Here is a 24,935-nt window from a genome sequence, read left to right as displayed (position 1 = left end):
TTGGGGTTCCGGATCGGGGCCGGAAGCGGGTTCCGGCCCCGATCCGGGCCCGGGTCAGGGGCTGGACCCGGCGCCGGTTCCAGGGGCGGTGCCGGTCTCGGGCAGCAGGTTCCGCAGGCGGAACTCGCGCGGGCTCAGCCCCCGCAGCCGTTTGAAGGCCGTGCTGAACGAGGAGGGGTCGGCGTAGCCCACGGCCCCGGCCACCTTCGCCACGCTCAGGTCGGGGTCCGACAGCAGCTCCTCGGCGGTGTACATCCGCCACTCGGTCAGGTAGCCCAGGGGCGACTGGCCCACGACCTCGGTGAAGCGCTTGGCGAACAGCGCGCGCGACACCCCCGCCCGGGCGGCCAGCGCGCCCACCGTCCATGGCTCGTGCGGACGCCGGTGGACGGCCTCCAGAGCGGGACCGGTCACCGGGTCCACGGCCCCCCGGTACCAGGCCGGGGCGTCGGCGCCCTCCTGCTCGAACCAGCAGGCCAGGCTGCACACCAGCCCCATGTCCACGACGCGGTCGACCAGGGCCTGGCCGCCCGGGAGGTGGCGCCGGGACAGGGCGTCCCTCGCCGCTTCGAGCCAGAAGACGCTCTCGGCGTCCTCGGTGAGGACCAGCGTGCGCGGCAGGGTGCGCAGCAGCCGCTCGTGGCGGCTCCGGGTGGCCCGGTAGGCGGCGACGAGGAGGGTGGTGGCGCCCTCGGGAGCCCCGTCGGGGAGGCCGCCGTCCGGGAGCCCGGTGGGGAGTCCGCCGCCGGGGCCGCCGTCCCGGAGGCCGTCGAGCCGGGGGAGACCGACCGGGTGAGCGCTGACCGGCCCGCCCCCGGAGTCCGGGTCGAGGCAGTCGATCTCGTGGTCCCGGTGGGGGCGGCGCGGCGAGGCGGGGCTGTCCGCGAGGTGGAAGGGGTCGGGGCCGCGCACGAGCGCGGTGTCGCCCGCGCTGATCGCGAGGGCCGTCCCGTCGGACATGACCACCGAACCGCCGCCGCTGATCACCGTCAGCATGGTCAGCGGCGCGCCGCCGGTGAAGCGGATCGTCCAGGGCGGTTCCAGCGAGGCCTGGCTGACGGAGGCTCCGGCGGAGCGGATGCCGCTGAGCATGTCGCTCAAAGGGTCCATGGGAACGAGTGTAGACGCACGCCAAAGAAACGCAGCTTTTCAGCTATGGAACGTCCACGCCCGCTGGTCTGTACTGGATCCATGAACCAAGAGCCCTTCGCAGCTTCCGAGACCTCCGAGCCCCTCACGCCGACCGGACGCACCGCCCTGGTCGTGTTCGCCCACCACCGTCCGGACTCCCTGACCGCCGCCGTGGCCGCACGGGCCGCGGCGCGCCTGGAGGCGGCCGGGTATCGCGTCGACCTGCTCGACCTGCACGCCGAGGGGTTCGACCCCCGCAACAGCGAGGCCGACGAGCCCGACTACGGCAACCGGGACAAGGTCTACTCCGACGAGGTGCACGCCCACATCCGCCGCGTCCACGCCGCCGAACTCATCGTCCCCGTCTTCCCCGTGTGGTGGTACGGGCTGCCGGCCCTGCTCAAGGGCTGGATCGACCGCGTGTGGAACTACGGCCTCGCGTACGGCCGCAGCAGGTCCCCCATGGCGGGCAAGCGGATGCTGTGGCTGGGCCTGGCGGGGCTCGCCGAGGGGGAGCAGAACGCGGACCTGGTGCTCGACCTGCTCGACGGACCCCTGCGCCGGGGGATCTCGGAGTACTGCGGGATCTTCGACGTCCACACGGCCGCGCTGTTCGACAGCGAGGCCCAGGACCTGTCCGGTGCGGCCCGGGGGCGCCACTACCAGAAGCTGTTCGCCGAGGCCGAGGCGGCGGTCGACAAGCTCGTCGCCGGATGAGCCGACCACCGCTGACCGCTTCCGGTGGAGCCCGCGCGGGCTCCGGCCGGGGGACGGGGACCCGCGTACGGGCCCCGTCGGGGGGCGAGCGGCGGACGCGCGACGGGAGGGGCCGCCCCCGCGCTCGGCGGTGGGCGGCCCCTCCCGGGACGGCTCGCGGCGTCCGCACGCCGTCAGGTGTTGGTGTTGACCAGGTGTTCCACGAAGGAGCGGTAGTCGCGCAGGGCCACCCGGAGCGACTCCGTGTCCGTGCCCTCTCCCTCGTTCCACGCGGAGCGCAGCGCGGAGCGGCGCTCCTCGATCTCCGCGACCACGGCGTCGGCGACCTCCGCCGCCAGCGCGTCGGCCTCGCGCACGGCGCCGTGGGGGTCGTCGACGAACTTGCCCTGCGTCGCGTTCCAGCGCTCCCGGACGCGTTCCAGCTTCGCGCCCCGCGTCCGGGGCCCGTCCGCCGGGCCCGGGCGGTCCGCTCCGGCGCCGGGCTGCTCCGGCACCCGGCCCGGCGCGGTTCCGCGTCCGCCCGGCCTGGCGTGTCCGGCGGGGCCGGTGTGGTCACCGCCGACGGGATCCGTGCGGTCGGGACCGGGAGCACCGGTGGGTCCGGGGCCGGTCCCGCGTCCGGGGTCGTTCACCTCGGCGTCGACGGTCACCGGCTCCGCGGTACGGGGGCCGGTCCCGGTTCCGGGCGTCCGCGCCCGGTACTGGTCCGATTCGGTCTCCCGGCTCGTGCCGGGGCCGGGTACGCGTTCCACCATGTCCGCCTCCTCGTGTCGTCGGTTCCTCGCGGAGAAGCTGCCGGGGCCGGTCACAGACCCGCCTCCGGTCCCCTCTCCCGGCGCGGCCGCTCCACAGCGGTGCGCTCCGTGCCCGCGGCCGGAGCGGTGTGGTCGACAGCGGTCCGCCCCGCGCCCGGGCTCCGGTTCGTCGTGCCGTCGGCCGTCGGCAGGCCGCCCAGCAGGGACTCCACCAGATCGCGGTAGGACACCAGTTCCTCGCGCAGGTGCTCGGTGCCGCTCCGACCCGCCTCGGCGGAGCTTCCGGTGGCGTGCGCGCGGCGGAACCCGGTGACCGCGGCGGAGTGGTCCACCGACAGGTCGTCGAGGCGCTGGTCGAAGGCCGCTTCACTGTCGGCCGCGGACGCGGGGCCGGGGTAGCCGCGGTCCGCCATGATGGCCTCCACCAGTCCGCGGGCGTCGCGGACGGCGCGGACGGGGTCGTCGACGAACTCCTGCTGCACCGCGGCCCACGTCTCGGTGTGAGCCACGCGCTGCTGGTCGCTCAGCTCGCGGAGCCTCATGTTGTCGCGGCGGCGGAGCCTCTCGGACAGGTCGTTCTCGGCGGCCGTCCTGTTGCCGTGGACCTCCACGGCGCGGTCGTACTCGGCGCCGAAACGCTTCTTCAGCCGGGCGGTGCGCCGGGCCGGAAGGATCGAGGACCGCGCGGCGATCGCGATTCCTCCGGCGATGACGACCACCACCACTAAGGCGATGATGACAATTGTTCCGGTCTCCATCGGAGCACCTCCTGCCATATCGCACTGCCCCCCAAGGCCCGCCCAAAACTCGGCCACGGTCGGGTCAGGGGCCCGTAACGGGCGTACGCGCAGGTGAGGGGCGTTGCGGCGATATTACGAGACTATCACGGAAGGCGGGGATTACGGCCTCCCCGCGGAGTGTGCGCCGGTGGGCCCCGCGCGCCGGAGCGGAGGGGGCGTCCGCTCCGGAAAGCGTTCTTCGTTTCCGGGGGATTCCCCGTTTCCGCCCTTCGTGGTGAAGGGTTCGCGGCGAAGGGGAATTCCCCCGGAGGACCCGTGTGAACAGCGAATGCGCCCCGGGTCGCCGGACGCGTGGTCCCGGCCCCGCGCGAGACCGGTCAGGGCGTGGCACGCGGGAGGGTGATCCTGACGACGGTGCCGGAGGGGCCGCTGTCGATGCCCACCTCACCGCCCTGGGCCTCGACCAGGGAGCGCACGACCGACAGGCCGAGCCCCGAGGTGCGCCCCGATCCGGTGGTGCGCGTGGTGACGAACGGTTCGAACACGTGGGGGAGCACCTCGGCGCTGATCCCCGGGCCGTCGTCGGTCACGGTGAGGGTGATCGTGTCCTCGCCTCCGCGGGCGGTCACGGTGGCGCGGGTGCCGGGCGGGTTGTGGTCGACGGCGTTGGCGGTGAGGTTGGCCAGGCACTGCTCCAGGCGTGACTGGTCGCCGAGCAGGACGTCCGGCGGCGGCTCCTCCAGGGTGACGGCGTCGGCGTGCGGCAGGGCGTCGAGCCGGGCCCGCACGTCGTGGAACAGGTCGGGCAGGAACACGGCCTCGACGCGGACGTCGATCTCGTCGCCGCCGCGGGCCACCGCCATGAGGTCCTCCAGCACACGGCGCAGGCGGCCGAGTTCGGCGCGCACGACCGCCGCCTCCGCGGTGCCCAGCAGTTCCAGGTGCCCCTCGGCGACGGAGAGAGGGGTGCGCACCTCGTGGGAGATCGCGGCCAGGTACCGGCGCCGGTTGCTGTCGGCCTGCTCGATGCGGGTCAGCATCTGGTTGATCTCGGTGGCCAGTTCGGCGATCTCGTCGCGGGTGGCGGGCACCGGGACGCGGGTGGCGAGGTCGGCCGGCGAGATGGCCTTGGCGGCGTCGGAGACCTCCCGCACGGGACCCAGGGTGCGCCGCACGACCAGCCACAGCACGACTCCTCCGCCGACCACGCCGATCACCCCGGCGAGACCGGCCCCCAGCAGGACGGTGGCCGCCGCGTCCCGGGTGGAGTCGAGCGGGGCGGCGACGGTGACCACGGCCAGGGTGTCACCGGCGTCGTCCACGACCCGGGTGTCGAGCACCCGGAGCGGGCCCGCGTCGGTGTCGAGCGTGCGCAGGGTCCCGGGTTCGGGCCCGGGGGCGTCGCCGCCGCGCATGAGGCCCGCGACGCGCGAGGGGCCCCCGGTGCTCTGCAACCGCACGTCGTTGACGGTCACCAGCGTCACGTGGCGGGCTCCGCTGGGGCGTACGGCGAGCGCCTGGCGAGCGGCGCGCTCGGCCTCCGGGCCCGAGACCACGCCGTCGAGTCCGGCGGCGGCGGGCAGCCGCCCGTCGAGGGCGTCGCCGACCAGCGCCGACTCCTCGCGCAGCAGGTGGTCGATGTCGGCCAGGCCCGACACGCGCACCAGTTCGTAGGTGAGCAGGGCGACACCGCCGATGACCAGGGCCATGACCAGCAGCGACCGCAGGACCACCCGGCCGGTGAGGCTCACCGTGCGCCGTCCCCGAGCCGGTACCCGGCGCCGCGGACCGTCTGGATGCGCTCGCTGCCGAGCTTGCGGCGCAGCTGGCTGACGTAGACCTCCACCACGTTGGAGGCGCCGTCGAAGTCGTAGCCCCAGACCCGGTCCAGCAGCTGGGGCCGGGAGAAGACCTGCGTCGGATGGCGGATGAGCACCTCCAGCAGCGCGAACTCACGTGCCGACAGGTTGACGGTGCGACCCTCCACCGAGGCGGTGCGCGCCCCGAGGTCGAGCACCACACCGCCCGCGGCCAGCACGTCGCCGCGTTCCTGGCCGCCGCCGCGCAGCCGGGCCCGCACGCGGGCCAGCAGCTCGCTCACGCTGAACGGCTTGACCATGTAGTCGTCGGCCCCGGCGTCGAGGTTGGCGACCCGGTCGCTCACGGCGTCCTTGGCGGTGAGCACGATCACCGGCACCGAGGGGCGGCGCGCGCGCAGCCGCCGCAGCACCTCCTCACCCGGGATCCCCGGCAGCCCCAGGTCCAAGACGACGAGATCGACGTCCGACGACAGGGCCATCGTCAGCCCGTCGATCCCGTCGGCTGCGGTGAGCACCTGGTAACCGGCCGTCTCCAGCCCGCGCCGCACGAAGGAGACGATCCCCTCCTCGTCCTCCACCACCAGAATCGCCAAGGCCGTGCCCCTCCCCGTTTCCCCGTGTCGCCTCCCACCCTGGCGGAGGCCGCTGAACCGTCCCTGAGCGCAACATGAAGAAGACCCTCATGTGGACCTCATGCCGCCATCATCGCGCCGCCGCATGCTGGGTGGTACACAGACCTTCGAGCATGTGAGCAAGGGATCCGCGATGCAGACCAAGACCATCATCATCCTCTCCTCCGCCGCGGCCGCCGGGCTGCTGGCCGTGGGCACGGTCGGCTACCTGGTCGCCGGCGACCCCGAGCAGCAGGTGGCCCCGATCGCGCTCACCGGCGTCACCGCCGGGGCCGACTCCGAGACGGGCGGGAACGGGCAGTCGCAGCAGAGCGAGCCCTCGACCCGGACGGTCGACGGGCTGGAGCAGCTCGTGGGCGAGCTGCGCGCCGGGGACGACGTCGACGACTGGTCCGTGTCCGGGGTCGAGGTCGACTTCGGTCCGGAGGAGTGGCTGCTGACCAACCCCGAGCTGGAGGACTTCGACGGCAACGGCACCGTCGAGCCGCTCCTGGACGAGCTGCGCGGCCTGGAGGGCACCGAGGTCACCCTGGGCGTGCGCTACGAGGACGACGATGACGACGAGGGCGAGGACCGCGACGACGCCGACGTGTTCACCGTCAACGGCACGGCCTTCCGCGACACCGACGGGGGCCCCGCCCCCTGGCAGAACACCGGTGAGCAGGCCGCGGCCGACCGCGAGACGGTCTCCGCCAACGCCGCCGCCGCGGTCGGCGAGGGCGCGACCACCGTGGACGTCGAGCGCCAGGACGAGGACGGCTGGGACGGCTGGGAGGCCGAGGTGCGCGGCGCCGACGGTCAGGAGTACGACGTCATCCTCGACGCCGCGGGCGAGGCCGTGGACGTGCGCGCCGAGGACTGACGGCCGCGGGGCGCGTCCCGTGCGGGACCGTCGGGGGTCGGCGCCTCGGGCGCGGTCGGGGCAGGCCGCGTCCGAGGCGCCGACCCTTTCGCGCTCGCGGGGCGTCGCGCGGTGGGGAGGGACGGGGACGGACCCGTGATCGGCGGCTTGGCTCCTACGGGGCTGCGCACGGCGGGACGGATACGGGAACGGGAACGGACCCGCGATCGGCGGCGGACCCGCCCTAGGATCGGTCCCGTGACCGACCCGAGTCGATGGGAAACCGGCCTGCCCGCCCTCGTGCTGGCCGCCGCCGCCCTGCTCGGCGGCGCGGCGGGTCTGCTGATCGCGCCCCACGCCGCCGCCGTCGTCCTGGCCTCGACCCTCGTGCAACTGGGCGCCACCGCGCTGGGCTGGCGGCTCACCGGCCGTTCCGCGGTGGTGACCGGCGTGGTCGCGGTCGTGACCCTGGGCATCGCCCTCGAACCCGCCCTGCGCGAACTGCTGCGGCTGGGCGCGGTTCCCTGGACCGTCCTGGCGCTCGCCTTCGGCACCCTCAACCTCGTGCGCCGGGCCCGGAGCATGACCGAGCTGGTGTCCGGTGTGGCGCTGTCGTCGGCGGCCGCGGCCGTGTCGGCGGTCGTCACCGCGCAGGGCGGAGCCCCCCTGGTGCCGAGCCTGCTCGCCTCGTCGGTTCCGGTCCTGGGCGGTGCCCTGGTGGCCACCGTGCAGCGGCTCAACGAGGCACGCCGGGACAGGCTGTCGCGCCCCGTCGTCCCGCCGATCTCGACCGGGGCCGACACGGGGGACGCCCGGCAGGCGCTTCTCCTGGTGGCGCTGCGGGCGGAGAGCATGTTGACGGCCGCGCGCGACGCGACCGCCGCGGCCCAGGCACGCGACCTGCGCACGGTCGCACTACAGGGGCTCAACGTGCCCGGCGCCGCCTCCGGGCCGAGGCTGACCGTGCGCATCGACGTGGCGGACGCCGGAGCGGAGGGGGAACAGGAGGCCCCCGAACCCGACAGGGTGGAGAGGCCGACCCTGTCGGAGCGCGAGGGCGAGATCGCGCGCCTGCTGACCACGGGCGCCTCCAACGCGCGGATCGCCCGCGAGCTCTACCTGAGCGAGGCCACCGTCAAGGGGCACGTGTCCCGGATGATGCGCCGTTTCGACTGCGGCAACCGCACCCAGCTCGCCCTGATGGCCGCCCGGTGGTTCGGCTGAGGCGCCGGGCCCGGTGCGACTTTCGTCGTGACACGGCCCCGTGGGGCGGTCCGTTCGTCGCGATCGGCCCCGCGGCCCTGGAAGCGCCCGCTCCGGGTCCCTAACTTCGGTGACATCCGCCCTGTTCACCGACGTGAAAGGCCGTCATGCGCCTCATCCCGCCACTGGTCCTGCTGGTGCTCTCCCCGTTCGTCGGCGAGTACCTCCTGGGAAACATCACGCCCGAGCCCTCCACATGGGCCTTCATGCTGCTTCCGCTCGTCCTGTTGTACGGCGGGGGCGCCCTGCTCATCCGCGAGGTGACCCGCCGGCTGGGGCGCGGCTACCCCACCATGTTCGCCCTGGCCGTCGGCTACGGCCTCATCGAGGAGGGCATCGTGCTGGGGACCCTCTTCAACCGTGAGTACCTCGGACTGGGGCTGCTGGAGTACGGCTGGACGCCCGAGTTGGGCACCAGCCCGGTGTGGTCGTCCTACGTCGTCGGCATCCACAGCGTGTGGAGCATCCTGGTGCCGATCGTGCTGGTCGAACTCCTCTTCCCCGCCCGTGCCCGCGAGCCCTGGCTGCGGGTGCCGGGCACCGTGGCCGTGGTCGTGGTCTACCTCCTGGGCGGCACGCTGCTCGGGCTCGGCAACTACTACACCTACCGGTTCTTCGCCTCTCCCGCGCAGGTCGCCGTGGTGCTGGCCCTGGTGGCGGCCTGCGTGGTGTGCGGACTGCTCCTGCGACCCGGTCGGGCCCGGGACGGCCGCGTGCCCCACCCCCTCGCCCTGGCGGCCGTGGCGCTGGTGTGCGGCAGCGGCTTCATCCTCGTCCAGGAGAACGGGGTGGTCCCGGCCGCGGTCACACTCGCGGTGATGTTCGCCCTGGCGCTCACCGCGGGCGCGGTGCTCCTCGTCAGCTCGGGCCGCGCGGGCTGGACGGTCCGCCACACCCTGGCCGCCGTCGCGGGCGCCGTGGCGACCTACTGCTGGGCGGGGTTCATGATCCAGTTCGGGGTGCACGGGTACAGCGTCTTCGGCCTGGTGGGGCAGGTCGTGTGCGTGGGTGTGGCCGCTGGGCTGGTGGCGCTCGCGTGGAGGCGTTCGGCCGTCACGGCCGCGTCGCCGTCCGGGTCCGCGTCACCGGCCTGAGGGTGGGTGCGCACAGAACACGGAGACGTCTCCTGCCGCGCGAAGCCGCTTCGCACACCGGGGGCCGTCCTTGAACGGGGCCCGCGCCGGGCGCGGTGTTCGCGCTCTAGAGCTTCGTGTGGTGGGCCGACCCGGGGGAGGCCGGGGACCACCCCTGGGCGAGAGCGTTTCGGATGGCGGTGGAGACGACGCCCGGGGTCACGGGAACGGGAGGGTCGACCGACAGCCAGGATCCCGGGTGCGGGTGCCGGGTGGCGACCACGAGGGTCTGCCCCGGCTCCTCCGCCAGTTCCACGGCGAAGGTCATGGGTGACTCGCAGAGGCCCTGGGCGTAGGTCGGCCGACGCCGTACGCGCCACCGGTAGCCGGTGCCGTCCACGGTGATGCGGCGGGAACCCCTGCGGACCAGTGCCATACGCGTCGCCTCCTACGATCGGGAGGGCATCGTACCCGCCGCGGGGCAGGGGCCTACGGCCCGGGTTCCTCCTCGGTCGGAGGATCCTCCCGGCAGGTGCGGTACTGGGCCCACAGCTTCCGGTACACGATGACCGCGAACACCACGATGATCGCCCACGCGACGGTCATCCCGTACGGCCTGCCGCCGAAGGCCGGTGGCGTCACCACGAGGACGACGTGCGACGCGAATACGACGATCAGCCCTACCAGGGGCCGCAGCGGCGGTCGCTCGGGCTGCATGGGGTGGGGGTCTCCCGCTCCGTGGTTGTGGAGGCGGCTTGATGCCGACGCCTACCGTTAAGTCCACCCGGGACGAACGCCTCGCGCAACCGCTGCCACGGGAGGCGGCCGAACAGGTCGCCGACCACGGCGTGTGCGTCCGCCCCGTATCGCTTCGACGCAGATACCACACCTTTGGGATAAAACGGTGAAAGGTTACAATCCGCTTAGGCGGCGTCCATGCCCGAAGAACCAGGGTCGTGGGGTCATGGGCTCATCAAAAAACATGTCCCCCCGTCCTAATTCGCTTCCCCTCCGGTGACATCGGTCTTACCTCCAACGCTCCCACCTGCATCATTTCTAATCACCTCGACGAGTTCTCTGGTTGGTCCTTTATCGGGTCATAGGGTGTAGTACAAAAGTCGGTGCTGGGATTTCGCGCTCACACCCCATGAACGGATGGCAGCGATCCCCGATCAGACAGGCACTCACTCTGAGGAGACGTATGCGCCAGGGAGAGCCGTGGCCGTCCAACTCCGCGCTGTCGCTGCTCAGCTCCCCCGATCGTGATGCTCTCCTTCGACTCGGTAGGCGCACCGACCACGCGCCCGGAGATGTGCTCCTGAACCACGGCGAACACTCCACACACGTCTTCGTGATCCTCCACGGCTACGTGAAGATCACGACGACGTCCTACTCCGGCCGCGAGGTCCTCCTGGCCGTGCGCTCGGGCGGTGACCTGGTCGGTGAACTCGCCGGGATGGACGGCAGTCCGCGGATGGCCACGGCACAGACGGCGGGTCCCGCCACCACACGGTTGGTGACCGCAGCGGAGTTCCACGCCTTCTTGGACGCCCATCCGGCAGCATCCCGGTCCATCAGCGCGTCGATCTCGGCGAAGCTGCGCTCAGCGACCGACAAGATCGTCGACTACGGCAGCCACGACGTCCAGGCCCGGCTGGCGCGGGTCATTCTCCGCCTCGTACGGGATCACGGGGTCAGTACACCGGAGGGCGTCGCGGTCGCCCTCCGCATCTCGCAGCCGGAACTAGCCTCCATCACCGGTGCTTCCGAGGCGGCCGTCTCCAAGGCCCTCACGGACCTGCGCTTCCGGAAGGTCATCCTGACCGGCTACCGCACTTTCACGGTGCTCGACCGTGACGCTCTGCTGAAACTCGCTGAGCTTCCCCCCGATTTCTGATCGAACCGCAAGATCTCCTACTAATACGAGGTCTTTCCCTCCGGTTCTCCCGAACATGGCATCACGCGGCGCCTGCCGGCCCCGCGTGCGATGACCGCTGTCCGGACGAGAAAGGACATACATGGACGTGAACGTGCCACAGCGCCGCCTGACCATCGCTGTCGACGCCGAAGGCTACAGCAGCCGTTCCTTCGACGGCATGAAGGAGGTCCAGAGAGGCTTGCGAGAGGTCCTCGACCACGTGGACGAACACGGCGACCTCGACCGGGTCGACTGGGACCGTCAGCCCCAAGGTGACGGAGAAGTTGCCGTCCTCCCTCCGGGCACGATCGAGGCCACGGCCATCTCGAACTTCATTCGCGGTCTGTCCACCGCCCTCCACCACTACAACAAGAGCCGTAACAAGGAGTACCGGCTGCGCCTTCGCATCGCGATCGACCAGGGGAACATCGCCGTCGGCGAATTCGGCTTCATCGGAAACGCCGTCAACGCCGTGTGCAGGATGCGCGACTCCGACGCCCTGCGCGCGGCTTTGACCTCCCATCCCGGTGCGCCGTTCGTCGTCGCCGTCTCCGACTCGATCTACAGCGATGTCGTCGTACACGGGCAGGAGGACCTGTACCGGTTCACATTCAACAGGCACCAGCTCGCCAACAAGGACTTCCAGACCACGGCGTGGGTCCACGTCAGCGACGATTCCACGACTCGTGCAGGGCACCGCGCGCCTGACGACACGACCGACCACACAGCTCCTTCCCCGCAACGGTCCGTCGTCCATCACAGCGGTACCGGCAATGCCTACGGCGGCGACCACCACGGTGACACCACGTTCACCACCCACGGCTAGAAGAGCGCGACATGTCAGAACTCCCCTCATCTCCCGAAGACGCGGCGATCGCGCTCCCGGTGTCCCCGACCACGACCGCACCCGAGAGCGGGCAGAACACTCCCCTGACCGCAGGTCCCCGTGCCGATGAGTCGGACGCCCTTCCCCCCGAGGGCTCCGACGCCTTTTCGCACGACGGTGACGACGACCTCTCGTCCGAAGAGCCCGACCCGGAGCCCAGCGAGAACGTATGGGAGTCCAGCGTCGACCCCCGTTCCCAGAACCGGGAGCGCCAACGCCGGGACTACCGCAACAAGCGTTTCCGTCTCGGTGGGGTCCGCGTCGACGCCCGAGGCATGGGCAACGCCTACGGCGGCGACCACCACGGCGACACGGTCTTCAACATCACGACGATGTCGGACACGGGCGGGGACGGTACGGCCGTCCCCGAGGAGCAGATCGACTTCCTCCAAGACGTCCACGTCGACGGCGGCACCCTCCAACGGCTCACCAGTGCCTTCGACAACGAACGGGTGGCCGTCCTCCACGGTGATCCCGAGACCGGACGCACGACCTCGGCGATCATCGCCCTCCGTTCCGTTGATCACGGCAACCCGGTGATACGGGTCGCGCCCGAGAAGCTGCTGTCGGAACTCTCGGCCCCCGGCACGGACGCCTCCCACTACCTCGTGCGCTCCGCCCGTCGGGCGTGGCCCTGGGAAGACGACGAGATGGTACGCGTCAAGTCCCTCCTCGAGACACAGCACTCCCACCTGGTGGTCATCATCGACGACGAGGACGTTCCGGCCAGATGGCGTTCCCTCCTCGTCCGACACACCGCTCCGAAACTCCTCCGGGTACTCCACAGCCACCTGTCCCACTACGTCGGTGGAGAGGACGCGGCCGGTGCACTCCTCGATCGTGTCCGCGCCCAGACGAGGATCAAGGACTGCCTCGACTCGATCGAGTCCCCGGGCGAGGCGGCCCGCACGGCGTGGTTCGTCAAGGACCAATCCGATCGGGAAGAGCCGGACTGGCTGAAACGTCTCGCGGATCTCCTCGAGAAGAACCGCGATGAGATGCTCCTCCAGCGTGCCCGCGACCTGCTGCGGGGACTGGATCACCGGCACGCACCGGTGGACCAGGCCTACGTCATCAGCTCGGCCGTCCTGGACGGACACACGCTGACGACGGTCGTCTCGGAGGCGGGGGATCTCGCCGAGCGTCTCGTCCATGTCGAGTTCGGCAGCCGTGCGCAGCGCCGTCGCATCTTCGAGCGTCGACTGGACCACCGCCTGCCGCATGTGCGGTTGGGCGAGCGGACCTCCGAGCCGGATGATGGGCTCTCCGAGCGCACGCTACGGCTTCGGCAACCGCGATTGTGGAGTGCCGTCCTCGACGTCGCGTGGACCGAGTACGAGCTCTCCCGCGGGCCCTTCCTGAAGTGGCTCGTGCACCTGTGCGAGACGTCGTCCGACCCACGTGTTCGCATCGACGCGGCGCAGGCGATCGGCCGGATCGCCGCACACGACTTCGCCATCGTGGAGGAACAGGTCCTCAAACACTGGATCACCACATGCGAGGAGTCCTCGGCCGACGACTTCGCCCCGCACCTGCCGCTCATGGCGGCGTGGATCATCGAGATGCTCGTCGTCGAGGGCAGCCAGGTCGCCCGAGCCTTCGACCTGCTCGAGCGGTGGAGCAGCAGCGGTTCCTCCTGGAAGCTGCTCTACGCCCTCACCGCCTACGGAACCAGCATCGCCGTTCGGTACCCCGAGAAGTCGTTCCCGGCGATCGATATGGCGGCATCGGAGGTCGGTCGGAGTGGGACGAGGAGGACGTTCGGCCCGGTGACCGGGGTGGTCGGACGCCTGGACCAGTTCGTGGAGAGCGCGGTCGTGGAAGCCTTCGACGGGGACTCCCCCCTTGCACGGGCCATGGCCCTGCATCACCTCGTGACGTGGCACGGCGACGACCACCGCCCGTGCCTGCGCCCTGTGGCGGTGCGCACGCTCCTGAAGATCGCCCAGCTGCCCACCCGGTGCCAGGACGGTTCCCGAGGGCGCGACTTCGCACTGGTGGAGTGGCTGGCGGCGGTCGTCGCAGACCCCGACACCTACGGTGTCACACCCGCCTCCGCGGTGGACACCGTCGAGGGCGTTCACGACCTGTGGCTCGACGCGCTGCGAGGCAACGATGACCTGAGCCCGGCGTGGACCGTCCTCGACGACTGGGAGGCCCGGTACCCGGACGACGCGGCGAACCCCGCCGCCCGCGCGTGTATCGACACCCTCCTCGAACGCATCAGGTCGGATCCGGACCGAAAGCTCAAGGAACGGCTCTCCCTCTACACGATCATCCGCGAGCGCCGGAACGGCGCAGGGCGGACGTCGCCGACACCGGCATGAGGCGAACCCTCGACGCAGAAAGGCAGTTCCCATGTCTCCCCACACCAGTGGTCGCTCGTGGTGGTGGCCTTTCCCCCGGTTCCGTCGCCGGACCTCGAACGACTCCTCGACACCCGTCCGACACGTCCTGGACCGCATCACCGACCGGAGGGCGATCCTCGTCGACGGCGACGAGGTGCACCAGTGGATCCGCAAGGAAGGATCCATGTCCACCTCGGTCATGGCTCCACGGGACAACCTGTTCTCCGTCGACCCTCCCGCCAAGGGGGAGGGCTTCACCTTCCGGATCAAGGCCCGTGTGCGCTGGCACGCCCATCTGACGCACGACGACCCCGACGTCCACCGTGCCTGGCAGGAGTCCGTGGAGGACTACGTCGAGAGGCGCAATCGAACGATCCGCGCGGAGATCTCCGGTGTGATCCGGAACCTGAGTCGACGGTACCTGCCGCACCAGGCACCGGAACTCGAGGAAAACCTCAACGACCAGCTGCGGTCACGACGCTATGAACGAACGACACCGCCGGCCACGACGGGGATCCCCGCGCACGTCTCGGCCAATGACAAGTACCTCGTCCACGCCACCGTGCACACCTGGGTGGACGTGTGTCCCGAGGTGCGTGCCCAGCAACAGGCTGTCTCCATGCGCCTGACCAAGGCCGCCGGAGACCACGCTCTGGCCATGCTCCAGGTGAGGCACCTGCAGGAGATGCGACAGGCCTGGCTGGAGTTGTTCCTCGACACCATGCGCCAGATGGGAGACGTCAGTGAGGAACGTGTCTCGTGGCTGGCCGGACAGGCGCTGAAAGTGGCGCAGACGAACGGCAAGGACGCCTCCCGTGTCCTCCAGACGGCCCTCAACCAGCGACAGGCGGAGGGACGAAGGTTCGTGCGGGACCTGCAGGCCATCATCGGCCGCAACAACGAGGCCAACCTCGTCGATTTCGCGTTCGGTCACGACCGGGCGCTCCGGCAGGTCCTCCTGCACCTGGGTGTGCCAGTGGAGCAGATCGACCACGTGGCCGAGGAGAACCGCGTCCCCGACCCACCCCCGTCCCACACCAGGTCCTGACCCGCGCCCCTACCCCCTTCAGGGAGCGCGGCGCTCATCTCACCACGGAGGATTCCGATGACTGGCCCCCCACGAGCACCGCTGGCCCCAGCGGCTCTCATCCTGAGCCTGATGCTGACGGGTTGTTGGAGCGGTCCCGCCGACGTGCCGCTCGACAACGACTGCGACTCCCGCCTCGGCGAGGTCCTACCGGACTCGGGCAACACCGACGAGGTCACCGCGGAACTCGTCTTCATGATCGACACCAGCGCCTCGATGGCCAACGGCGCGGGCGAGATGCCCGACTTCTCGTCCTCCGTGGCCGAGATCGTCGAGCACGACGACTTCTACGGTACGAACGGAGATCGACTCCTGTCCGTCGGATACTTCGGCGGCGCGCAGGAGACACCGAAGTTCCAGCTCAACCGCCTGCTCGTGCCCCGAGTGGTGGGATCTGAGCACGGCCGTTCCAACCAGGCGAAGCTGTTCCGTGAGTGCCTGGAAGAGTTCCTCGGCGCCAACCCACCGAGCCCCGCCGCCACCGAGGGAAGCGACGTCCTCACCGGGGTTACCACCGGGGCGCGGCGCTTCGCCACCACCGGCGACGGCGCGACCCGATCGCTCCACGTCTTCACCGACGGTCTCGTCAACGTCGGCTGCCTGGACATGAACCGCTACTTCGACCTGGAGCTGACCGACGAGGAACTGTCCGAGGGCTGCGTGGCCTCCGGAGAGACCCCTGAGGACGGTCTGGGCGGTATCGAGGTGAACGTCGTGCTTCAACCCGCGCCCGCGGCCGAACTCGACAACCGTCAACTCCCCCTCATCGAGGACTTCTGGAACACCGTGTGCGACATCCACGACGGGTCACGGCCATGCGCGACCGCACCCGGTGAGTCCGCTACGACGGAGACCACTGTTCCCACCGACGGCGACCCGGTCGAGGATCCGGAGGTGGTGCTCCCAAAACCGAAACCGAGTGAACCCGACCGGGAGGAGATCCCCGCGGCCATGCTGTTCGACTTCGACTCGGCCGAACTCCGGGACAGCGCGGAGACGGTCCTCGACGAGGTCGCCGAGCGTCGACCGGATCGCACGGCGCCCATCACCGTCATCGGACACACCGACTCCAAGGGCAGCGATTCCTACAACGATGACCTCTCCCTACGCCGCTCCCGGGCCGTGGCGGCTGAGCTGACCGCCCGCGGTTTCACGGACGTCACCGCGCACGGACGCGGAAGCCGTGAACCCTCCTGCACGGGCGACTACGACGACAACGGGCGGCTCCTCGACCCCGTGTGCGCGCGGGAGAACCGGCGGGTCGTCCTGGAGTACGACGGAGACCGGACATGAACGACGACGATTTCCCCTACAACCCCGACGACAACCTCGATCCCCTCCACCCCGACAGATACGGGCACAACGTCCCTCCGAACGACGACGGCCACTTTCCCCATGAACCCGACCCCCGGAAGGTCAACAACCTCGAAGGCGCGGTCCTCCTACGTGCGGCCAGGAACGCCACACGGACTCTGGTCAACCGGGAGGCCGACGTCCGCTGGCTGCGCGGGGGCGTGATCAGCGCCCGTCGACGTGTCCAGGGGGCACTGGAGGAGATGGCGTCCTTCCACCGTCGGCGTCGTCTGGTCGAGGCGAACGAGTACATCGCCGACCTCGAACGCGACTTCTCGGGAATCCCCGCCAAGAGCAGGCAGGCGCCACCTTTGTACTACCGTCTCATCGCCGTCGTGGCGGTGCTGATGATCGCCGCGATCGAGACGTGGTTCCTCTACGAGGTCGCCCTCGACCTGTTGAGAGTCGAGCCCGGGGAGTGGCATGGCGCCCTCGGTCTGTGCCTCGGGATGCTCCTGGCCGTCGTCCTGTGGGCATGCGGACGCCTGCTCGCCGAAGCCGTGTGGGACATCCGCTCCGCGCCCGCTCGCGCGGCCACCGGGCCAGGCAGGGAGGACCCGGCTCCATGGCACTGGCGGCTGCGCCAGGCGGCGGGACGTGCCGTCAACCGCGGGCCCGGCTGGCTCAAGGCGCTCGTCGGCGTCATCGCGATCATGTGGATGGCGAACGTCTTCGGCATGCTCGCCGCCTATCGGGCCGGTTCCCAGGAGGGGATGCCGATCATCCTCGCGGAACCCGACGTGATCCTCCTCATCGTCACACTGGCGCTCGGCGCCGTGCTCCTGGAGTCGCTGGTGCACAACCCGTACGCCGCGAAGATGAAGAAGGCCAGGCGCCGCCTCGACGCCGAGATCCATGTCTTCGAGGAGCAGTGCCGCAAGGCCCTCGACGCGCTCGCCGAGCTCGACACCGCCCACAGCGACATGCGTTCCAAGTGCGCCGCTCTCCAAGGGGTGGCCCGGGAAGAGACCGACCGGGCCTGGGACTCCTACATCCTGGTGTCCCGCCATCGCCACGGGATGCACGGCCCCGAGGCCCCAGCGCCCCGGACCCGGGCCGAGGAGGACGGTGAGAAGGCGCCTGTCGGGCCTCCCGGTGCCGACGCGTTCCAACGCTTCGACGGACTCCGGCAGCCCGATCCCGACATCGGTGTCCTCGACGAGGCCTGGCGGTTCATCCGCTTCCACGACCCTTCCCCGCTGCGACAGAGATACGAGGAGTTGGTGGCCCAGCTCCGTGACGATCTACCCGTACCCGCTTCGGACCCGAGGGAGCACTCCGATGCCGTCTGACACCGCGACCGTCACCCCCGGTCCCACCGCCCGCACTGCTCCTGTCGGGGAGCTCGCCGGGCACCGCTACCGCATCGCCCAGGACGCGCGCCAACTGACGGACACGTACTGGAAGACCCGTGCCGCGCTGGACCGTCTCGCCGACGCCCACCGTCTCCCCAGCCTCGCGCACGTCGCCCGACCCTACGACTCCCCTGTCCAGAAGTGGCTCCTGCCACAGGACCTGGGACCCTCTCCCATGCCGGTGGCGGACGACCCATCGCGGCCGGGAGACGACACGCAGCCCCCACCGCGACGCGTGCGGTCCGCGCTCGTGTGGACGGTCTCCGCAACGCTGCTGTTGGTGCTGCTCGCCCAGTCGGGCGCTGATCTGCTGGTCACGGGACTCGGCGTCGAACTTGCCTGGGCTCCGCTGGGCTACCTTCCCGGCCTCTTGTTGGCGACCGTATGGCTCACGGCCGGCTCCTCCCTGGTCGCATCCGGTGGGGGCCACGCCCGTACCGGGGGCCGCACACGCAGCAGGGCCGGGATCCTCGTCTACCTGTTCGTGTGCGTGATCGTGGTGTCCTGGCCCGTCATGTGGGTCGTGGCGGTCGTGGGGGCGACACCGGTCCGCCCTCTGCCGGAGGTCACCGCCGGGGTTCTGACCGCCGCCGCTGTGTTCACCGTCCTGCCGGCACAGATACGCCACCACCGATCGGCTTCCTCGAACGGTCGAAGGACGTCCGCCACGCGTCCGTGGGACGGCGTCGTCGGTGCCCTGCGGTCGGCGGCCGCCCGCCGCAGGGTCCGTGTGCGGCGCGAGCGGGCAGGGCGTGCGCTCTTGGCGCACACCCAGGCGTGGGAGCGTGTCCTCCACGAATGCCACCGTGTCGCCGACCCCAAGTCCGATAACGGGGAACTCCTCGTCGAGGCGCTGGGGCGCCTGGGCTCGGAATCACCCACGATGGAGGGTTCGGAACTCGCCGCCAACGTGTCCAACCTGGCCTTCTTGGGTAACAGCGCCACCGCTGTGCGGTGTCTGGCCCGCTACCACCCGTCGGTACTGGGAACGCGGTTCGACGCCATGGCTCCCGCCCCGGGCCCTGTCCAAGGCGGTGCCTGACCATGTCGGGTGTCCACGCGGCCCCTGCGCGTTGGTGGTCCTGGCGAAGGGACGCGGCCGAGGATGACGTGCGCCGCTACACGTCCGCTCTCCTGTCCGATACCCGCGCCGAGATCGTCAGGGCCGACCAGAAGGCGGCGATCCTCTTCGCTGCCGTGGGTATCGCCACCGGTGTCCTGTCGGGAGCAGTGCTGGACGGGCGGTGGACCCCGGCGGAGCTGAGCTCCTTCGGGGCGGTCCTGTGGTGGATCGGCTCAGCGGCGGGTGTGTGCGCCATGGCGGCGTTCACGCTGGCGGTCTTTCCCAAGACCAGTGACCACACGGTCGTGGCGCACCCCGACTTGATCCGGTTTTACGGTGACGTGTTGCGAGCTGACCGGGAGAACCGGCTCGAACAGGCACTGCGCTGGTCGAGCACCATGGAACTCCAACGGTTGGTCACACAGGTGAAGACATTGTCAGCGATCACCGTCCGCAAGTACCGATTGATCCAGATTGGGACCGTGTCCATGGCGACTGCTGTCATGGGACATCTGGCGGCCGGGCTGGTGCAGTTGCTATAACCTCGCGAGCCGATCAGGCGCTGAGGTCGGCGTCCGCGCGTGTGGCACGTAACGGGCACGCGGCCCGTACGGACCTCCAGAAACGCGTGAGGCCAGGTGTTCGGTTTTCACCGATCTACCTGGCCTTGCGCTGCGTGGAGCGGATGACGGGAATCGAACCCGCGTTATCAGCTTGGGAAGCTGAAGTTCTACCATTGAACTACATCCGCGCGGCACCGCCGGAAGAACCCGGCTGGCAACGGATGCCATCCTAGCCCAACTCCGGGGCGGGTGGGCAACTCGGCGCGGACCGCCACCCGGGCGGGGATCGCCGCTACGCTGCGTTGCCCCAGGCGGTAGGTTCGGACCGTGCTGCTCTCCGATCGCGATATCAGGTCCGAAATCGACGCCGGGCGGGTCAGGATCGACCCCTTCGACCCCGGCCTCGTCCAACCCTCCAGCATCGACGTCCGGCTGGACCGCTTCTTCCGGGTGTTCGAGAACCACAAGTACCCGCACATCGACCCCTCGGCCGAGCAACCGGACCTCACCCGGCTGGTCGAGACCGACGGTGAGGACGCGTTCGTCCTGCACCCGGGCGAGTTCGTGCTCGCGTCCACCTACGAGGTCGTCAGCCTCCCGGACGACATCGCGAGCCGCCTGGAGGGCAAGAGCTCTCTGGGGCGCCTGGGACTGCTCACCCACTCCACGGCCGGGTTCATCGATCCGGGCTTCTCCGGGCACGTCACGCTGGAGCTGTCCAACGTGGCCACCCTGCCGATCAAGCTCTACCCGGGCATGAAGATCGGCCAGCTGTGCATGTTCCGCCTGTCCTCCCCGGCCGAGCACCCCTACGGCTCCGCGGGCTACGGATCGCGTTACCAGGGGCAGCGGGGGCCGACGCCGTCCAGGTCCCACCAGAACTTCATCCGCACCCCGATCAGCCCGGAGAGCGTCTAGCCGGGACCGGGGGCAGACAGGGCGTTTTGTTTACGGTACGGTCCTGAGCGGACACGGACTGTCGTTTGATCCCCCTGTCACTAGTATGTGACTAAGGTCACTATCTTTCCGTGTGTGGTGTAAATCACAAAGGAGCCTTTCGGGGCTCCGGCATCCGCTGCCACAGGTCGGCGGACCGTTTTTACGACGTTTAAACATGTTATTTGGTGGTTACTTAGCGCCTGAACTGTACGTACACACCTCGGTAAGGTTGCGCCCCGACGTGAACCAGGTAGCGGTTCCGCCCTGATGAGGGGCGCGCAAGGGGGCTCCGCGCACGCCGACTACCTGTGGGAACCGCGGGTCGGCGATGGGGCGGAACTGTTGCCCCGGCACGCCTCGCGGTCGGGACAGCCCCCTAGAGGAGACCGTGCCAGCAGTACGCGCAGACCACTTGTACAAGGTGTTCGGCAGACAGTCCAGAGCCGCCGTCGGGCGGCTCTCGGACGGCAGCCACCGTGACACCATCGCCGACCTCGACGTGACGGCCGCCGTCATCGACGTGTCCTTCGAGGTCGAACCGGGCGAGATCTTCGTCGTCATGGGCCTGTCCGGATCGGGGAAGTCCACCCTGATCCGGATGCTCAACGGCCTCCTGGAACCCACCGCGGGGACGGTCGAGGTCGACGGCGTGGACATCACCGCGCTCAGCAGGAAGAGCCTCCTGAAGCTGCGGGGCGAGAAGATCAGCATGGTCTTCCAGCACTTCGCGCTCCTGCCGCACCGCACGGTCCTGGAGAACGCCGCCTACGGCCTGGAACTGCGGGGCCTGTCCCGCGCCGAGCGGAGCCGCAGGGCGGGGGAGACCCTCGAACTCGTGGGGCTCGGCGGTTGGGAGGACAAGCTCCCGCACCAGCTCTCCGGAGGCATGCAGCAGCGTGTGGGCCTGGCCAGGGCACTGGCCGCCGACACCGACATCATCCTCATGGACGAGGCGTTCAGCGCCCTCGACCCGCTCATCCGGCGGGACATGCAGACCCAGCTCCTAGAACTCCAGAAGAGCCTGGGCAAGACCATCGTCTTCATCACGCACGACCTCAACGAGGCCATGCGCCTCGGTGACCGGATCTGCGTGCTGCGGGACGGCCGCGTCGCCCAGATCGGCAGCGCGCAGGAGATCCTCAGCGCGCCCGCCAACGACTACGTCGAGCGCTTCATCGAGGACGTCGACCGCACCCGCGTGCTCACCGCCGCGTCGGTGCTCGACCCGAGCGCCCCCGCGGCCGACTCCTCGGCGCCCGAGGTCGGCGCCGACACCCTGGTCGCCGACCTGTACGCCAGCGCGGCCGCCTCCGACCGCCTCCGCGTGGTCGACGAGGACGGCACCGTGCTCGGCACGGTGACCCGCAACTCCGTACTGGCCGCGCTCGCGGGCGGGAAGGAGACCCCGTGACACCCGTTGACTTTCCGCCGTCCCTGCCGATCGGTGACGGCTTCGAGGCACTCAACGCCTGGCTCAAGAGCACCTTCGGCCTCTTCTTCGACGCCGTAGGCGAGTTCATCCGCTGGGCCGTGAGCGCCCTGTCCGGCTTCTTCACCGAGCCGGCCGCCGGACAGCTCGCCTTCGTGGCCGCCGTGATCATCGCCGTTCCGCTGCTGCGCCGCCGGCGGCTGCCGCTGGTGGTGATCGTCGCCGCGGTCTCGCTGCTCTACGTGCTGCACGCGCAGTTCGCGCTCGGCAACACCATCGTCAACAGCCTGCCGCCGCAGCTCTTCCTGTGGGCGATGAACCTGTTCGACCAGCAGTACGTGGACGCCTACTTCTGCATCTCGCTGGTCTTCCTGGTCGCGGTCACCGTCCTGGGCGTGCTCGACCGGGGCACCCGGGTGCGCACCGGCGTCGTCGCGGGCGGCTGGCTCGTGCTGGTCCTGCTCGGCTGGCTCGTGCTCCCGATGCTGGTGACCCGGCCCGGGGCACTGCTGATGATCCTGCTGCTGAGCCTTCTGGCGCTCTCGGTGGCCGGGTGGCGCATGGGCCTGTTCGGCCTGATCGCCCTCACCCTGGTGGCCTCGGTCGGCCAGTGGACCAACGCCATGGACACGCTCGGCCTCGTCCTCGTGGCCAGCGCCATCGCCGTGGTCATCGCGATCCCGATCGGCGTCCTGGCCGCCTACAACGACCTGGTCAGCAAGATCGTCAAGCCGGTCCTGGACCTGATGCAGACGCTGCCCGCGTTCGTGTACCTGATCCCGGCGATCTTCTTCTTCTCCATCGGCGCCGTCCCCGGCGTGGTCGCCACCATCGTGTTCGCGATGCCGCCCGGCGTCCGCCTGACCGAGCTGGGCATCCGCCAGATCGACAAGGAGCTGGTGGAGGCGGGCGAGTCCTTCGGCGCCTCCCCGACCAAGGTCCTCACCGGCATCCAGCTGCCGCTGGCCCTGCCCACCATCATGGCCGGGGTCAACCAGGTCATCATGCTCGGACTGTCGATGGTCGTCATCGCGGGCATGGTCGGCGCGGGCGGCCTGGGCAGCGAGGTCTACCAGGGCATCACCCGCAACGACGGCGCCCTCGGTTTCGAGGCCGGTATCGCCGTGGTCATCCTGGCGATCTTCCTCGACCGCCTGACCGCGGCCGTCACCCGCAACAGCCCGCGCGCGGCCGCGTCGGCCGCCTGAGCGGCGTGCCCGCCCCGTCCAGCCCCGCACACCGAATTCCCCGAGGGAAGGAACCCCACGATGTACAGCCGTAAGCGCATGACGGCCCTCTCCGCCGCCGGCATGAGCGCCGCGCTCCTCCTGACCGCCTGCGGCGGCGGTGGCGGTGAGAGCCTGACCGGCCCGGAGGAGGGCGGCGAGGACGCCAAGGAGATCAACATCGCGCTGATCGCCTGGGAGGAGGGCATCGCCGTCACGCACATGTGGCAGGCCATCCTGGAGGAGAAGGGCTACGACGTCACGATCACCGACGTGGACGTCGCCCCGATGTACCAGGGCGCGGCCAACGGCGACGTCGACCTGTTCCTCGACACCTGGCTGCCGGTGACGCACGCCGACTACTGGGAGGACTACGGGGACCAGCTGGAGGACCTCGGCGCCTGGTACGACAACGCCAAGCTGACCATCACCGTGCCCTCCTACATGGAGGACGTCAACAGCATCTCCGACCTGACCGACCACGCCGACGAGCTGGGCGGCCGGATCGTGGGCATCGACCCGGGCGCCGGGCTGACCCGCGTCACCCAGGAGGAGGCCATGCCGGGCTACGGCCTGGACGGGGACTTCGAGCTGGTCACCTCCTCCACCGCCGCGATGCTCGCCGAGCTCGACTCGGCGATCACCGAGGAGGAGCCCATCGTGGTGACCCTGTGGCGTCCCCACCCGGCCTACGCCCAGTACGACCTGAAGGACCTGGAGGACCCCGAGGGCCTGATGGGCGACGCGGAGACCATCCACGCCGTCGGCCGTGACGGCTTCGGTGAGGAGTACCCCGAGCTCACCGGTTGGCTGGAGAGCTTCCAGCTCAGCGATGACGAGCTGGCCACCCTGGAGGTCCAGACCCTCCAGGAGCACCAGGACGACCCGGAGGCGGGCGCCCGCGCCTGGCTCGCGGAGAACCCCGAGTTCCTGGAGCGCACCCTGGGCGGGGACGCCGAGGGCCTGGAGTTCTAGAGGCGCGCGGGGCGGTTTCCCCCGCACGCGCACCGGCCCCGGAGAGCACTCCGGTACCGCGCACACGAGAACGGGCCGTCCCCGAGGGGGCGGCCCGTCCGCGTTCCCGGAGGCCGCACGCACGCGGCCCCGGACGTGCCGTCAGGGCGCGTAGTAGCCGCCCTGGGCGCCTCCGTAGCCCTGGTCGAGCTGCCTGCGGCGCTCCCGTCTGGGCAGCAGGTAGGCCGCGAGCATGCCGCCGACGAACCCGAAGAGGTGCGCCTGCCACGAGACGCCGGGGTACTGGGGCAGGACCCCCCAGATCATCGTCCCGTAGAAGAGGACCACGCAGATCATGATGACGATGTCGATGGTCTTGCGCTCGACGATCCCGCGCAGGACCGTGTAGCCGAAGTAACCGAAGACCAGGCCGCTGGCGCCCACGGTGAGGGAGAACGGTGAGCTGAACAGCCACACGCCCACACCGCTGACCAGGATGATGATCAGCGTGGTGAGCAGGAACCGCCCCAGGCCGCTGAACGCGACGAGCGAGCCCAGCACGAGGAACGGCAGCGAGTTGCCGATGAGGTGTTCCAGGTTCCCGTGCATGAACGGCGCGGTGAACACGGTCCAGGGCCCCTGGAGGTCCCAGGCGCGCAGACCGTACTGCTGGTCGAGCCTTCCGAGGAGCACGAAGCTGTCGAGGATCTCGAAGACCCACATGGCCGCGAGCATCCCCGCTACGGTCAGGATGGCGGTGATTCTGGACTGCTTCACCCCATCGAGAGTAGAGGACACTGCCTTGCGGCGGTATGTCCGTACGGGGCGTGGTGGGTAATTGC

Annotated in this window: 24 protein-coding genes and 1 tRNA gene; 16 read left to right on the top strand and 9 right to left on the bottom strand. The window is 70.2% G+C overall.

What is annotated here, in order from left to right; translation table 11 throughout:
• Positions 1 to 54: 54 nt before the first annotated feature.
• On the bottom strand, positions 55 to 1,110 hold the full coding sequence (locus tag UIS43_RS16360; protein WP_370010659.1) for an AraC family transcriptional regulator: 1,056 nt from the start codon (positions 1,108 to 1,110) through the stop codon (positions 55 to 57).
• Between the two features lie 81 nt (positions 1,111 to 1,191).
• Between UIS43_RS16360 and UIS43_RS16355 the strand changes: the two genes are divergently transcribed.
• On the top strand, positions 1,192 to 1,848 hold the full coding sequence (locus tag UIS43_RS16355) for an NAD(P)H oxidoreductase (RefSeq protein WP_370010657.1): 657 nt from the start codon (positions 1,192 to 1,194) through the stop codon (positions 1,846 to 1,848).
• 173 nt (positions 1,849 to 2,021) lie between these two features.
• On the opposite strand, the gene UIS43_RS16350 is transcribed toward UIS43_RS16355, so the two are convergent.
• From UIS43_RS16350 to UIS43_RS16335, 4 genes are all read right to left on the bottom strand, one after another.
• Entirely contained in the window at positions 2,022 to 2,603 is a 582-nt protein-coding gene (locus tag UIS43_RS16350) for a hypothetical protein (RefSeq protein ID WP_370010655.1), read from the bottom strand.
• Between the two features lie 50 nt (positions 2,604 to 2,653).
• Complete coding sequence (locus UIS43_RS16345; protein ID WP_013155545.1) at positions 2,654 to 3,361, bottom strand: hypothetical protein; 708 nt, start codon at positions 3,359 to 3,361, stop codon at positions 2,654 to 2,656.
• A gap of 359 nt (positions 3,362 to 3,720) precedes the next feature.
• The gene (locus tag UIS43_RS16340; RefSeq protein ID WP_370010652.1) at positions 3,721 to 5,094 is read right to left on the bottom strand and encodes an ATP-binding protein; all 1,374 of its coding nucleotides are present in this window, start codon (positions 5,092 to 5,094) and stop codon (positions 3,721 to 3,723) included.
• A complete protein-coding gene (locus UIS43_RS16335) occupies positions 5,091 to 5,756 on the bottom strand; it encodes a response regulator transcription factor (protein ID WP_013155543.1) in 666 nt (221 codons plus the stop codon). The genes UIS43_RS16340 and UIS43_RS16335 overlap by 4 nt, the downstream gene beginning before the upstream one ends.
• 172 nt (positions 5,757 to 5,928) lie before the next feature.
• Here UIS43_RS16335 and UIS43_RS16330 point away from each other — a divergent pair, with 172 nt between their 5' ends.
• The 3 genes from UIS43_RS16330 (at position 5,929) to UIS43_RS16320 (ending at position 8,993) form a co-directional block, all read left to right on the top strand.
• Positions 5,929 to 6,657 (top strand): PepSY domain-containing protein, encoded by a 729-nt coding sequence (locus tag UIS43_RS16330; RefSeq protein ID WP_370013258.1) that lies wholly within the window; start codon positions 5,929 to 5,931, stop codon positions 6,655 to 6,657.
• 237 nt (positions 6,658 to 6,894) lie between these two features.
• Positions 6,895 to 7,860 (top strand): response regulator transcription factor, encoded by a 966-nt coding sequence (locus UIS43_RS16325; RefSeq protein WP_370010649.1) that lies wholly within the window; start codon positions 6,895 to 6,897, stop codon positions 7,858 to 7,860.
• A gap of 146 nt (positions 7,861 to 8,006) precedes the next feature.
• On the top strand, positions 8,007 to 8,993 hold the full coding sequence (locus tag UIS43_RS16320) for a hypothetical protein (RefSeq protein ID WP_013155540.1): 987 nt from the start codon (positions 8,007 to 8,009) through the stop codon (positions 8,991 to 8,993).
• 106 nt (positions 8,994 to 9,099) lie between these two features.
• Here the strand turns inward: UIS43_RS16320 and UIS43_RS16315 are convergent, their stop codons facing one another.
• Together UIS43_RS16315 and UIS43_RS16310 are read right to left on the bottom strand one after the other, a co-directional pair.
• Positions 9,100 to 9,408 carry a hypothetical protein gene (locus UIS43_RS16315; RefSeq protein ID WP_370010646.1) on the bottom strand — a complete coding sequence of 103 codons (309 nt, stop codon included), beginning with the start codon at positions 9,406 to 9,408 and terminating at the stop codon, positions 9,100 to 9,102.
• Between the two features lie 53 nt (positions 9,409 to 9,461).
• Complete coding sequence (locus UIS43_RS16310; RefSeq protein ID WP_071622992.1) at positions 9,462 to 9,689, bottom strand: hypothetical protein; 228 nt, start codon at positions 9,687 to 9,689, stop codon at positions 9,462 to 9,464.
• 484 nt (positions 9,690 to 10,173) lie between these two features.
• Here UIS43_RS16310 and UIS43_RS16305 point away from each other — a divergent pair, with 484 nt between their 5' ends.
• The 8 genes from UIS43_RS16305 (at position 10,174) to UIS43_RS16270 (ending at position 19,524) form a co-directional block, all read left to right on the top strand.
• Positions 10,174 to 10,869, top strand: coding sequence for a Crp/Fnr family transcriptional regulator (locus tag UIS43_RS16305; protein ID WP_198662552.1), 696 nt, complete (start codon positions 10,174 to 10,176; stop codon positions 10,867 to 10,869).
• Between the two features lie 121 nt (positions 10,870 to 10,990).
• Positions 10,991 to 11,716, top strand: coding sequence for a hypothetical protein (locus UIS43_RS16300; RefSeq protein WP_117199483.1), 726 nt, complete (start codon positions 10,991 to 10,993; stop codon positions 11,714 to 11,716).
• An 11-nt stretch (positions 11,717 to 11,727) separates the two neighbouring features.
• On the top strand, positions 11,728 to 14,103 hold the full coding sequence (locus UIS43_RS16295; RefSeq protein WP_370010643.1) for a hypothetical protein: 2,376 nt from the start codon (positions 11,728 to 11,730) through the stop codon (positions 14,101 to 14,103).
• A gap of 31 nt (positions 14,104 to 14,134) precedes the next feature.
• Positions 14,135 to 15,172: a hypothetical protein gene (locus UIS43_RS16290; RefSeq protein WP_370010641.1), complete on the top strand. Its 1,038-nt coding sequence runs from the start codon at positions 14,135 to 14,137 to the stop codon at positions 15,170 to 15,172.
• Between the two features lie 57 nt (positions 15,173 to 15,229).
• On the top strand, positions 15,230 to 16,504 hold the full coding sequence (locus tag UIS43_RS16285; protein WP_370010638.1) for an OmpA family protein: 1,275 nt from the start codon (positions 15,230 to 15,232) through the stop codon (positions 16,502 to 16,504).
• Positions 16,501 to 17,856 carry a hypothetical protein gene (locus tag UIS43_RS16280; protein ID WP_370010635.1) on the top strand — a complete coding sequence of 452 codons (1,356 nt, stop codon included), beginning with the start codon at positions 16,501 to 16,503 and terminating at the stop codon, positions 17,854 to 17,856. Before UIS43_RS16285 ends, UIS43_RS16280 begins: the two co-directional genes overlap by 4 nt.
• On the top strand, positions 17,846 to 18,961 hold the full coding sequence (locus tag UIS43_RS16275) for a hypothetical protein (RefSeq protein ID WP_370010632.1): 1,116 nt from the start codon (positions 17,846 to 17,848) through the stop codon (positions 18,959 to 18,961). The genes UIS43_RS16280 and UIS43_RS16275 overlap by 11 nt, the downstream gene beginning before the upstream one ends.
• A 68-nt stretch (positions 18,962 to 19,029) precedes the next feature.
• On the top strand, positions 19,030 to 19,524 hold the full coding sequence (locus UIS43_RS16270; RefSeq protein ID WP_157983579.1) for a Pycsar system effector family protein: 495 nt from the start codon (positions 19,030 to 19,032) through the stop codon (positions 19,522 to 19,524).
• Between the two features lie 135 nt (positions 19,525 to 19,659).
• On the opposite strand, the gene UIS43_RS16265 is transcribed toward UIS43_RS16270, so the two are convergent.
• Positions 19,660 to 19,733: transfer RNA gene (locus tag UIS43_RS16265), tRNA-Gly, on the bottom strand.
• 139 nt (positions 19,734 to 19,872) lie between these two features.
• Between UIS43_RS16265 and dcd the strand changes: the two genes are divergently transcribed.
• The 4 genes from dcd (at position 19,873) to UIS43_RS16245 (ending at position 24,114) form a co-directional block, all read left to right on the top strand.
• The gene (dcd, locus tag UIS43_RS16260) at positions 19,873 to 20,463 is read left to right on the top strand and encodes a dCTP deaminase (RefSeq protein WP_013155535.1); all 591 of its coding nucleotides are present in this window, start codon (positions 19,873 to 19,875) and stop codon (positions 20,461 to 20,463) included.
• Positions 20,464 to 20,896: 433 nt separating this feature from the next.
• Positions 20,897 to 21,895: a glycine betaine/L-proline ABC transporter ATP-binding protein gene (locus UIS43_RS16255; protein ID WP_041552940.1), complete on the top strand. Its 999-nt coding sequence runs from the start codon at positions 20,897 to 20,899 to the stop codon at positions 21,893 to 21,895.
• A complete protein-coding gene (locus tag UIS43_RS16250; protein ID WP_013155533.1) occupies positions 21,892 to 23,121 on the top strand; it encodes a proline/glycine betaine ABC transporter permease in 1,230 nt (409 codons plus the stop codon). The genes UIS43_RS16255 and UIS43_RS16250 overlap by 4 nt, the downstream gene beginning before the upstream one ends.
• Before the next feature lie 60 nt (positions 23,122 to 23,181).
• Positions 23,182 to 24,114: a glycine betaine ABC transporter substrate-binding protein gene (locus tag UIS43_RS16245; protein WP_013155532.1), complete on the top strand. Its 933-nt coding sequence runs from the start codon at positions 23,182 to 23,184 to the stop codon at positions 24,112 to 24,114.
• A 141-nt stretch (positions 24,115 to 24,255) separates the two neighbouring features.
• Here UIS43_RS16245 and UIS43_RS16240 read toward each other — a convergent pair whose 3' ends face one another.
• Positions 24,256 to 24,870: a rhomboid family intramembrane serine protease gene (locus tag UIS43_RS16240; protein ID WP_026338049.1), complete on the bottom strand. Its 615-nt coding sequence runs from the start codon at positions 24,868 to 24,870 to the stop codon at positions 24,256 to 24,258.
• Positions 24,871 to 24,935: the final 65 nt, after the last annotated feature.

The sequence above is a fragment of the Nocardiopsis sp. LDBS0036 genome (assembly GCF_041228755.1).
GTDB lineage: Bacteria > Actinomycetota > Actinomycetes > Streptosporangiales > Streptosporangiaceae > Nocardiopsis > Nocardiopsis dassonvillei.
Note: the sequence above shows the minus strand (reverse complement) of the source record. Positions and strands in the feature narration are given on the sequence as shown.

Excerpts from the sequence above, each read along its gene's own strand:
- UIS43_RS16315 (WP_370010646.1), bottom strand. The coding sequence starts at position 9,408 with ATGGCACTGGTCCGCAGGGGTTCCCGCCGCATCACCGTGGACGGCACC.
- UIS43_RS16295 (WP_370010643.1), top strand. The coding sequence starts at position 11,728 with ATGTCAGAACTCCCCTCATCTCCCGAAGACGCGGCGATCGCGCTCCCG.
- UIS43_RS16245 (WP_013155532.1), top strand. The coding sequence starts at position 23,182 with ATGTACAGCCGTAAGCGCATGACGGCCCTCTCCGCCGCCGGCATGAGC.
- UIS43_RS16350 (WP_370010655.1), bottom strand. The coding sequence starts at position 2,603 with ATGGTGGAACGCGTACCCGGCCCCGGCACGAGCCGGGAGACCGAATCG.
- UIS43_RS16305 (WP_198662552.1), top strand. The coding sequence starts at position 10,174 with ATGCGCCAGGGAGAGCCGTGGCCGTCCAACTCCGCGCTGTCGCTGCTC.
- UIS43_RS16355 (WP_370010657.1), top strand. The coding sequence starts at position 1,192 with ATGAACCAAGAGCCCTTCGCAGCTTCCGAGACCTCCGAGCCCCTCACG.
- UIS43_RS16285 (WP_370010638.1), top strand. The coding sequence starts at position 15,230 with ATGACTGGCCCCCCACGAGCACCGCTGGCCCCAGCGGCTCTCATCCTG.
- UIS43_RS16330 (WP_370013258.1), top strand. The coding sequence starts at position 5,929 with ATGCAGACCAAGACCATCATCATCCTCTCCTCCGCCGCGGCCGCCGGG.
- UIS43_RS16300 (WP_117199483.1), top strand. The coding sequence starts at position 10,991 with ATGGACGTGAACGTGCCACAGCGCCGCCTGACCATCGCTGTCGACGCC.
- UIS43_RS16280 (WP_370010635.1), top strand. The coding sequence starts at position 16,501 with ATGAACGACGACGATTTCCCCTACAACCCCGACGACAACCTCGATCCC.
- UIS43_RS16310 (WP_071622992.1), bottom strand. The coding sequence starts at position 9,689 with ATGCAGCCCGAGCGACCGCCGCTGCGGCCCCTGGTAGGGCTGATCGTC.
- UIS43_RS16320 (WP_013155540.1), top strand. The coding sequence starts at position 8,007 with ATGCGCCTCATCCCGCCACTGGTCCTGCTGGTGCTCTCCCCGTTCGTC.
- UIS43_RS16290 (WP_370010641.1), top strand. The coding sequence starts at position 14,135 with ATGTCTCCCCACACCAGTGGTCGCTCGTGGTGGTGGCCTTTCCCCCGG.
- UIS43_RS16275 (WP_370010632.1), top strand. The coding sequence starts at position 17,846 with ATGCCGTCTGACACCGCGACCGTCACCCCCGGTCCCACCGCCCGCACT.
- UIS43_RS16360 (WP_370010659.1), bottom strand. The coding sequence starts at position 1,110 with ATGGACCCTTTGAGCGACATGCTCAGCGGCATCCGCTCCGCCGGAGCC.
- UIS43_RS16345 (WP_013155545.1), bottom strand. The coding sequence starts at position 3,361 with ATGGAGACCGGAACAATTGTCATCATCGCCTTAGTGGTGGTGGTCGTC.